Annotated in this window: 8 protein-coding genes; 5 read left to right on the top strand and 3 right to left on the bottom strand. The window is 55.1% G+C overall.

Annotated elements, in window-relative coordinates; all coding sequences use genetic code 11:
- Nucleotides 1–85: 85 nt before the first annotated feature.
- The 3 genes from PI246_RS16615 to PI246_RS16625 all read left to right on the top strand — a co-directional run bounded on the left by PI246_RS16615 (nt 86) and on the right by PI246_RS16625 (nt 2,165).
- Nucleotides 86–925 (top strand): helix-turn-helix transcriptional regulator, encoded by an 840-nt coding sequence (locus tag PI246_RS16615; protein WP_320552439.1) that lies wholly within the window; start codon nt 86–88, stop codon nt 923–925.
- A gap of 64 nt (nt 926–989) precedes the next feature.
- Nucleotides 990–1,412, top strand: coding sequence for a GFA family protein (locus tag PI246_RS16620; protein WP_320552440.1), 423 nt, complete (start codon nt 990–992; stop codon nt 1,410–1,412).
- Between the two features lie 504 nt (nt 1,413–1,916).
- Nucleotides 1,917–2,165, top strand: coding sequence for a hypothetical protein (locus tag PI246_RS16625; protein WP_320552441.1), 249 nt, complete (start codon nt 1,917–1,919; stop codon nt 2,163–2,165).
- A gap of 341 nt (nt 2,166–2,506) precedes the next feature.
- Here the strand turns inward: PI246_RS16625 and PI246_RS16630 are convergent, their stop codons facing one another.
- The 3 genes from PI246_RS16630 to PI246_RS16640 form a co-directional block, all read right to left on the bottom strand.
- Nucleotides 2,507–2,716, bottom strand: coding sequence for a hypothetical protein (locus PI246_RS16630; RefSeq protein ID WP_320552442.1), 210 nt, complete (start codon nt 2,714–2,716; stop codon nt 2,507–2,509).
- A gap of 87 nt (nt 2,717–2,803) precedes the next feature.
- Nucleotides 2,804–2,992, bottom strand: coding sequence for a DUF2958 domain-containing protein (locus PI246_RS18590; RefSeq protein WP_455429790.1), 189 nt, complete (start codon nt 2,990–2,992; stop codon nt 2,804–2,806).
- On the bottom strand, nt 2,992–3,180 hold the full coding sequence (locus PI246_RS16640) for a hypothetical protein (protein ID WP_320552443.1): 189 nt from the start codon (nt 3,178–3,180) through the stop codon (nt 2,992–2,994). The genes PI246_RS18590 and PI246_RS16640 overlap by 1 nt, the downstream gene beginning before the upstream one ends.
- Nucleotides 3,181–3,461: 281 nt before the next feature.
- On the opposite strand from PI246_RS16640, the gene PI246_RS16645 reads away from it, so the two are divergent.
- Both PI246_RS16645 and PI246_RS16650 read left to right on the top strand, forming a co-directional pair.
- On the top strand, nt 3,462–5,603 hold the full coding sequence (locus tag PI246_RS16645) for an ATP-dependent nuclease (protein WP_320552444.1): 2,142 nt from the start codon (nt 3,462–3,464) through the stop codon (nt 5,601–5,603).
- Nucleotides 5,604–5,605: 2 nt separating this feature from the next.
- On the top strand, nt 5,606–7,402 hold the full coding sequence (locus PI246_RS16650) for an ATP-dependent helicase (protein WP_320552445.1): 1,797 nt from the start codon (nt 5,606–5,608) through the stop codon (nt 7,400–7,402).
- Nucleotides 7,403–7,652: the final 250 nt, after the last annotated feature.

Consider the following 7,652-nt stretch of genomic DNA (forward strand, 5'->3'; position numbering starts at 1 on the left):
GTGGGCCTGTCGACAAGTGTCGGCCGCCGTGCCAGCCTATTAAAGTAGTGACGTTATCCTGGTATCGAAACCAACAGGCTCCGCCATGCCCACCCACGCCGGCCCCTCCCTGGGCACGTTCCTCCGCGACCGCCGCACCCGCCTGGATCCGGTGACGTTCGGCTTTGCCGCCGGACGCCGGCGCACCCCCGGCCTGCGCCGCGAAGAGGTGGCCCAGCGCGCGAACATCAGCCCGACCTGGTACACGTGGCTGGAGCAAGGCCGTGGCGGCGCCCCGTCGATCGAAGTGCTCGATCGTCTTTCCGCCAGCCTGATGCTGACCGAACCCGAGCGCGAGCACATGTTCATGCTCGCGCTGGGTCATCCGCCGGAGCCGAAGTACACCGCGCCGCAAGGCATCACGCCCCGCCTGCAACGCGTACTCGACGGCTTGCCGGCCAGCCCCGGCATCATCCGCACGGCCACCTGGGACGTGGTGGCATGGAACGCGGCCGCCGCCGCGTTACTTACCGACTACAGTCTGTTGCCGCGCGAGCAACGCAACATCCTGCGCCTGATGTTCTCCAACGCACAGGTGCGACGGGCCCAGGACGACTGGATGAGCGTCGCGCGCTACGTGGTCGCCACGTTTCGCGCCGATGCCGCGCGCGCGGGTGCCCACGGCGAGATCATGCAGTTGGTCGACGAGCTTTGCCGTAGCAGCGACGTCTTCGCGCGGCTTTGGGAAAGCAGCGACGTCGCGGGCCACGGCGACGGCCTGAAACGACTGCGCCATCCGGAGCTCGGCCTCATCGAACTGGAGTTTTCCACCTTCGCGGTCGAGGGTCGGCCGGACCTCACGCTGATGGTCTACAACCCCACGTCGCCCACCATCGCCGACGCGGTGGTCGCATTGATCGAACGGAAACGCAGCGCCCACGCGTGACCCTGGCCCGTCGCGGAGGCGCCTATAATCCACGTCCGTGCGTTTCTTCGACCGACGGATCATCATGAACCTCGACATCACCGAGATCGACGGCGCCTGCCACTGCGGCACGGTGCGCTTCCATGTACGCCTCACCGACGGTCTGCGCACCGCGCGTCGCTGCAACTGCTCCTATTGCCGCATGCGCGGCGCCGTCGCCGTGTCGGCAAACCTCGACGACATCCGCATCACCCAGGGCGAGGACGCACTCTCGCTCTACCAGTTCGGCACGAAGACGGCGAAGCATTACTTCTGTTCGCGCTGCGGCATCTACACGCATCACCAGCGCCGATCAAACCCGAACCAGTACGGCGTCAACGTTGCCTGCCTCGACGGCCTGAGCCCCTTCGACTTCGACGAGGTCACCGTCAACGATGGCGTGCATCATCCTGCGGACGGCGGTCAGCATCCGCGGACGTTCGGGATGCTGCGCTTCGAGCGGACCTGACGTCCGGCGCCGGATCGAACAGCGTGTCGAGGTCCACCGCCTCGGCGATCGCGCGGTTGCCGTCGTCGCCGGGGCGCTGACCACCCCGGATAACCGAGGCATCAATCGGTAGCGATTCCGACCTTCTCGAAGAAAGTCAATTCACTCCCACTCGATCATCAATGGCACTCGCAAGTCCGCGTGGTTGAAGGACTTTGCGATAGCTCCGCCTGCTCGCGTACAGCGGCGCAGCGCATGGCAGCTACAGGAAGAAGACCGGCGAAGCCGGCCAGCAATGGGCCAATCCCGCGGCCTCTCTACTTTTTGTTATGCAAATCATCCGCTAGCTCTGATGGCGGCATGCAGATACAGCTTGCCGCAGCAAGTGCTGAAGCATATGGCCTGTACCGCTCAGAGCGGCTTAGACGTTAGCACTACTTGCAGCCCACAAAAAACCAGTACACTCCATGTACTCCGAGTACACATGTACTCAATATTTATTAATTTTTAACAGGAGTCCGTCCTATGGCTAGACCTTTCATCGCTCCAGATCCTGGTGATCGTTCCCCTAATGAGCCGACCTTCATCGCGTCAGCGGCTCAAGTCATTGGCCTCTATAACCAAGAGAACCCTGATGACAAGCGCGTAAAAATCACAGAACCCGTGAAGCAGTGGTATGCAAGCGAGATGCGGAGGGCTGGATGGAAAACTGCTGAATTTCATGGCAGTCAGTGCATGCTCGAAGCCGATGTCGTCTTGAAGAAGCCGAAGTAATCTCACCGCTCAACTCAATCTGTGAAAGTGACGATATGAAAGACAACTGGTGCCAGAAGTTTTGAGACGGTAAACAGTGGCTCTACGGTGGCGCTTCTTGTAATGCACTTATCGCACTGGCCGGAGGGGTGGAGCAAACCTGCCACGAAGTGGCATGAAGATGCGGCGCATCAAGCTCTACTACGGGTAGAGCGAGCTGCGGTGGCAGCGCGTGGTAGCAATGTTGTGCCTTTTCGCAAAGCCGCTTGATGTACTGATCTCCTGGGCGCGGCCACTCCCGCGCCCGGTTTTTTTCCTCCGCGCCCATGCCGGAACGGGCTGGGTGCGTAGCCTATTTGCGGCTATTCCTTCGTTTCAATAATCCCCCACTCTGCGCGCGGCAGAACGCGGCTGGTGATGGGGTGCGTACCAGTGAGGTCCGCCCTGGCTGACCAGCCCAACGGCGGGCGGTAGCCGCGGACGTCGCCGGTGCCATGCCAGCGGCGGGCGCGCACGGTACCTGGTGCGTAGATCGCCGCCATGCGCGGGCGGCAGATGATGTTGCGAGACATGGGCTTGCTCCTTCAACGAAACGCCCCGGCCGAGGCCGGGGCGCTGTTCCGATTGCGGATGATCAGGCTGCCATCGCTGGCGTAGCCTCAATCTCCCAGTCTCCGGCTTCGTCCGGAGCGTCTTGCGCCGGGTTTTCGGGGGTGGGTCAGGCAAAGAACATGACGCAGCTTCTCGTGCAGCAGCCAGCTCGCGCCGGCGGCCGGCGTGAACAACATGACCACGGGCACCGGATTAAATTCCGGAGTCTGGAGTGATTTACGGCCATTGGCCAGCATCAGGAATCGTTGTTCGTAAAGTGATGAATACGCTCATGGCGATCTCCGGTTGCACCGGCGGAATTGCCCGGAACCGTCGCCAGCACGGCGCAACGCAAGCCGTCACGGGTCAGCCACGGGCTGCCAGCGCGCTCGCACGCGCAGCCCTTGACGGCGAGTATGCCGTGATACGGCGAAGGAAACAGCAAGCCCCCTCCTCTCTGCTATCCGCGCCGGCAAGCGGAGCGTGCGGGCCTGCAAGAGCCGGAGACGTCAGGGAGCAAAGCCAAATGACCGCGGCTCAGCGGGAGGCGCGGGGACAGTCCGCGAACCCGACGGTGTAACGCAGAGACGCGCAAAGCAACACAACAGCACGCTCATCTCTCGCCCGATAGTTCCTGCAGCAGAATCGAGCGACACCTTGTAACATGATCGGAATTTAAGGAGGCAATCCAGCATCGAACTTGCCTCGTCCAAACCGGGGCCCTACATGCACATTTCCAAGCTCAGCCTGATCAACTACAGAAATTTCGCGAATACGAAACTCCTATTCAATAAAGGCGTTAACACCATCATTGGCGAGAATGGGTCAGGGAAAACCAACCTATTCCGCGCGATCAGGCTATTGCTCGATGACAACATGATCCGGTCTGCCTACCGCCTGGATTCGACTGACTTCCATCGCGGCTTAGAGAAATGGCAAGGACATTGGATCATCATCAGCCTGGAATTTGAAGAAATCTCGGCCGACGAAGCTGTTCAAGCGTTGTTCTGCCATGGGGCCGGAATCGTCGACGACGAGCCTGTCGGACGAGCAACTTACAACCTGATTTTCCGCCCCAAGAAAGAAATTCGCCTCAGCCTATCCCAACTGGATGATGGCGATCACGACGGCCTTGCTGCAATTCAGAACTCAATATCCATAGAAGACTACGAGACCATATTTACAGGCCGAAGTGCAGCGGAATTCAATGACGATAAATTTTATAAGGAAGTCGTTGGCGATTTCGAAAACGCCAGATTCAGTGAGGAAATTGAATTCCCTGTAATCGGCGCTAAAATTCCAAGCGTACTATCCGTTTCCAAGGAAATATCTTTCACGTTTGTTCAGGCACTGCGAGACGTAGTATCTGAATTTCACAACAACCGGACAAACCCCCTTCTATCGCTACTGAAGGCTAAGAGCGGCGACATCGACCCCGTGGCCTTTCAGGCCATCACCGATGGGGTGAAAGCTCTGAATGACTCGATAGAGTCCTTACAGGATGTCCAGGTTGTTCGCACCGACATACGAGACACCATCAAGGACGCTGCCGGCGAGGCGTACTCGCCTGCCTCTCTATCGATCAAATCAGATCTTCCGGATGAAGCTGACAGACTATTCCAGTCGCTCAAGCTGTTTGTTGGGGAGTCAACAGAGGGCTATGAAGGACCAATCCACGAGCTAAGCCTTGGTGGGGCCAATTTGATATTTCTCACGTTGAAACTACTGGAATTCAAGTACCAGAAGGCGAAACAATCGATAGCAAACTTTCTGTTGATTGAAGAGCCGGAAGCCCATATTCACACACACATTCAAAAGACGCTATTTGATCGCATCCAGTACGACGAGACGCAGATTATCTACTCTACCCACTCGTCGCATATTTCAGAGGTCAGCAATGTTCAGAATATGAACATTCTTGGCAGAGAGCCTGATCGATGCGAAGCCTATCAGCCGACGGCCGGCCTCACAGATGAAGAGATCGGTAACGTCCAACGCTACTTGGACGCGGTGCGCAGCAACCTGTTATTCGCGAAAAGCGTAGTCTTAGTCGAAGGCGACGCCGAAGAGATTTTGATCCCGATACTCATCAAAAAGGTATTTGGAGTAAGCCTGGATGAACTTGGCATCAGCCTCATTAATATAAGAAGCACCGGCTTCCAGAACGTCGCTGCCCTTTTCCATAGCGATCGAATTCGGAAGCGATGCAGTATCGTCACCGACCTCGATAAGGCCATCATCGACACGACTCTCATAGCCGGCGAGCCCGAAGCGGTGCAGCAGCGCAAGAAGAAGTACCAGGCGTCCCAAGAGAAGGGAATCGCGAGGAAGGCTGCGTTGGAAGCGGCATTCAATGGAAACCCGTGGATTGCGTCATTCTTCGCATCACATACGTTTGAAGTCGATTTCGTCTCGGCAGGCAACGCACGAAAAGTAGTCGGCATTCTTCCCGAGGTATACAAGGACAAGGCCACCATCGCTACAGCCAAGGCGGATCTCGAATCCGCAGATGTGGCGCTCTACGGACAGCGGGCATTGACGATTGCCGATAACTACGGCAAAGGCTGGCTCGCCATCCTGCTTGGCAAGAAAATCGATTCAGATGCAGCCATCCCGGAATATATTCTCCGCGCCGTTGCCTTCGCTCATCCGGTAGTCAAGAAGGAAGTCTGGTTCAACATTCTGAGCTATCGGCTGAAGCTTCAAGAAGAAGATATTTTTTCTGCCGCAACCACGGAACAATGCAATGCGTTCCGACAAAAGCTAACGGCCTTCTTGAACGGGGAAATCGACTTCGTGAGCATCCGGAACGAGGTGCTTGCTGGATTTCCCGATGATCGCATCAATGACGTGCTCAAGGTGTTCTGATCATGTTCACGTGGGATAACGACGACCTGAACCCTGAGCAGGATGCGGCAATCCTGCACCCTGGCAGTGTATTTCTTGTCGCCTGCCCAGGGAGCGGTAAAACTCGGACCCTGACCTACAAGATTGCGTATGAGCTATCTCGACTGGAGTCAAAAAAACAGTTTGTCATCGCCATCACCTATACGCATCGTGCGGCTGACGAGATTCACGAACGGATCGAGGATTTGGGGGTAGACACGTCCCAGCTGTGGATTGGAACCATCCACTCCTTTTGCTTGGAATGGATATTGAAACCATATGGCATCTATCACGATGCTCTGAAGCGCGGCTTTCGCGTCATCGACCAACATGAGCGCGAGAAGATTTTAGAAAAGCTGTGCGAACCGTACAAAAAGCCCAAAATTACTTTCTGGGACTGCGATTTCTATTTTACCGAAACCGGCTACATCCTTTCATGCCAGCAGCGTTGGAAGCATGATGGCTTACATAAGATACTGGAAGGTTATTTTGACATTCTAATAAAAAACAGAGAAATAGATTTCGAGTTAATTCTATTCTACGCCTATCAGTTAATTGTCAACCGCCCAGCCATTAGTGCCATTTTGAGCAAATTGTTTGCCTTCGTTCTGGTAGATGAGTATCAAGACACTAAACGAATCCAGTATTCAATCATCACTTCAATTCTGAGAGCCGGTCAAGGCACGACGAAAACCCTGATTGTAGGAGACCCCAATCAGGCAATTTACCAGACACTCGGTGGCTACCCGATGGCTTATGAAGATTTCAAGGCCATGGCGGGAATCGATATTGACGAACTCGAACTTTCAAAGAACTATCGTTCTTCTGAACGCATCATCGAATATTTTGGCAACTTCAACGTCCATGCAACCAAGATCGAATCTGAGTCTAAAGACAAGAGCTATCAAAGCCTGATCTCTTTTAACACGACGGTCAGCAAGGAAGATCTGGAAAATGAGTTGATCCGACTGATTCGTTTCAACATCCAGACCAAGGGAATTGTTCCTCACGAGATCTGCATACTTGCGCCGCAGTGGGTGCATCTGGCAAGCATGACACGCCGCTTGGTTGCCAGCATGCCAGAGTATTCATTCGATGGTCCAGGCATGGTTCCCTTCGCTCGGGACACAGACAATTTTTGGTACAAACTTGCGAAGATTGCTTTGACACGAGCATCGCCGAGCATGTACGTACGCAGACTACGATGGGCCGGGGAAATTCTGAATGACCTGGAGACCGTCGGCGTGAGCACTTCCGGCCTCACTGGAAAATCGCTACTCAAAGAATGCAATAAAATCCGGATCGATGAGGGTGACGGACTCGCCTATCTTCTGAAATTTTTTGAGACTCTATTCTTTAACCTAGCCATAGATTTTCGGCTTTTCCCACTACTCCAAGAACACCATAAAGCATTCTTTGAAAGCTCTCAAATCAGAATTGATCGCCTGAAAAAAGAAGGGGCAGAATTTATCGGGAGCGTCGAGACATTCAGAAAGGTCTTTCAAAGCCGTACAGGGATAACCATTTCAACGATCCACGGCGTGAAAGGAGCGGAGTTCGATACTGTGATCGCCTACGCCCTTCTTGAAGATATGGTGCCCCACTTCAACGATCCAAACGGCCAAGAAAGCGCGATGAAATTGCTCTACGTCATCGGATCTCGTGCCCGGAAAAACCTGCACCTTATTTCAGAACGCGGCCGCACCCAATATTCCGGAAAGGAATACGAAGCGACTCGAAAACTGGCAGCGTGCAAGTTCGACTACGATCAAGTTCCATAAATTCGATGTTTGGATCGGATGGCGAAGACCGACGGATGTCGCCCCCGAATTCGCTGTACTACGCCGCAGCAAGTTGGACTGCCCCGGGAATCGTAAGCACTTCCCGCCTATGATTTGGACTGCTGACCACCTCCCAAAACTTGAGCCGCCTTAAAGTGGAAAAATCGGCGTGTTTGACCACCTCCCAAAACTTGAGCCGCCTTAAAGTGGAAAAATCGGCGTGTTTGGGTCGGCCCGAAAGGCCTCGGCG

The organism is Luteibacter sahnii, from assembly GCF_034063545.1.
GTDB lineage: Bacteria > Pseudomonadota > Gammaproteobacteria > Xanthomonadales > Rhodanobacteraceae > Luteibacter > Luteibacter sahnii.